At 68.4% G+C, this 1,919-nt stretch carries 1 protein-coding gene; it reads left to right on the forward strand.

The window, feature by feature from the left end:
* The first annotated feature begins 256 nt into the window (after positions 1–256).
* Positions 257–1,828, forward strand: a complete 1,572-nt coding sequence (locus ABT352_RS40655; RefSeq protein ID WP_350950443.1) for an IS4 family transposase — start codon at positions 257–259, stop codon at positions 1,826–1,828.
* The last annotated feature ends 91 nt before the right edge of the window (positions 1,829–1,919 follow it).

Below are 1,919 nucleotides of genomic sequence, written 5' to 3' on the forward strand. Positions count from 1 at the left end.
CGGCCAGGGCCGCCTCGATCCCCTCCGGTCTCCCCATACCGCAATAACGAGCCTCGGAGCAGGAAGCGACGGTTTGTTTCCCGGCAGGCCCTTAGAGCCTGGAGCTGCGGCGCAAGGGCGTCTCACAGAGTGAACGGGGCATGAACGAAGGAGCGGAGCTCCGGTAGAAGGGCTTTCGACCAAGATCGCTCTTCGTGAGGAGACTCCGCTGTCCGCAAAGTCTGCCATCACCCGTCGTGTCACGGTAGCCGAGGGCGTGTTCGCGCCCGGGCACCTCGGGGAGCTGACCGCGCTGGTGCCGTTCGAGCTGGTCGACGCGGTGTTGGACGAGACCCGAACCGTGCAGCGCCGCCTGCGGGACCTACCCTCACGGGTCGGCGTCTACTTCCTACTGGCGATGTGCCTGTTCCCGGAGATCGGCTACCGGCTGGTCTGGCAGAAGCTGACGACGGGCCTGGCCGGGCTGGTGGTGGTGACACCGACCGCCAAAGCTCTGCGTGACCTGCGTCGACGGGTCGGCAGCGTGTCGATGCGCCGATTGTTCGAGGTCGTGTCCGGGCCGTTGGCCGGGCGTCGAACACCAGGTGCGAGGTTCGGCGCCTATCGCCCGGTCTCCTTCGATGGCTGCAGCTCGCTGAAGGCCCCCGACACCGCCCGTAACCAGGCATGGCTCGGCTCGGTCGGGCACGGCGGTTACCCCCTGCTGGAGCTGATGACGCTGGTGGAGACCGGCACCCGCGCCGTGATCGGCGCGGTCTTCGGCCCGACCAGAGAGGGCGAGACGAGCTATGCCCGGCGACTGTTACACCTACTGACCCCGGACATGCTGGTGTTGTGGGACAAGGGCTTCGACAGCAACGACTTCCTGGCCGAGGTGAGGGCCACCGGCGCGCAGGTCCTGGGCCGACTGCGCGGTAACCGGCGCACTCCCATCCTGCGCCGGCTCGGCGACGGCTCCTATCTGTCGGTGATCGGCGCTGTTCAGATGCGCATCATCGAGGCGCGCATCACCGTGACCTGCGCGGACGGAACCGTCTTCGCCGGCTCCTACCGGCTGGCCAGCAGCCTGGTCGACGCCGACCGCTACCCGGCCGCGGCCCTGGTCGACCTCTACCACCAGCGGTGGGAACACGAATCGGCCTACTACGCCCTCCGTCACACGATCATGAACGGCCGCGTCCTGCGCTCCGGCGACCGCCCCGGCCTGGAACAGGAGATGTGGGCCCTGCTCACGCTCTACCAACTGCTGCGCATGGTGATGGTGGACGCGGCCGAGTCCCGCCCCGGCACCGACCCCGACCGCTGCTCCTTCACCATCGCCTTCCAGACCGCCCGCGACCAAGTCCTCCAGGCCACCGGTGTGATCACCGACGGGACGGACCTGGTCGGCGCCATCGGCCACGCCACCTTGACCGTCCTGCTCCCAGCACGCCGCCCGCGCGTGAGCACCCGCAAGGTCACGTCACCCATGTCCCGTTACAAAGAACGCCTCCCCGACGGGAGACCCGATCGCAGCCGCGCCGTCACCAGCCTCGATATCACCCTCCTCGATCCCCCGCCCACACTCCCCACCGCCTCCCGCGACGACCGGCACACCACCCCGAACAAGCGCCGCCACCACCGCGTCCTGACACTGATCCACGAACATCCCGACCGGCTCTGGCACCCCCGCGACATCGCCCTCCACCTCGGCGACATCACCCTGAACACGATGTATCGGCAGCTGTCTCGCTGGGCCGAACGCGGCCTCATCCGCAAGATCGGCCACGGCATCTACACCGCGACCACGGCTTCCCCCGGCCCCTTGCCAGCAGGCCAGAAACCCTAAGGGCCTGCCGGGAAACAAACCGTCGCTTCCTGCTCCGAGGCTCGTTATTGCGGTATGGGGAGACCGGAGGGGATCGAGGCGGCCCTGGCCG

Origin of the sequence: Streptosporangium sp. NPDC000563, from assembly GCF_040299985.1 — a bacterium.
GTDB lineage: Bacteria > Actinomycetota > Actinomycetes > Streptosporangiales > Streptosporangiaceae > Streptosporangium.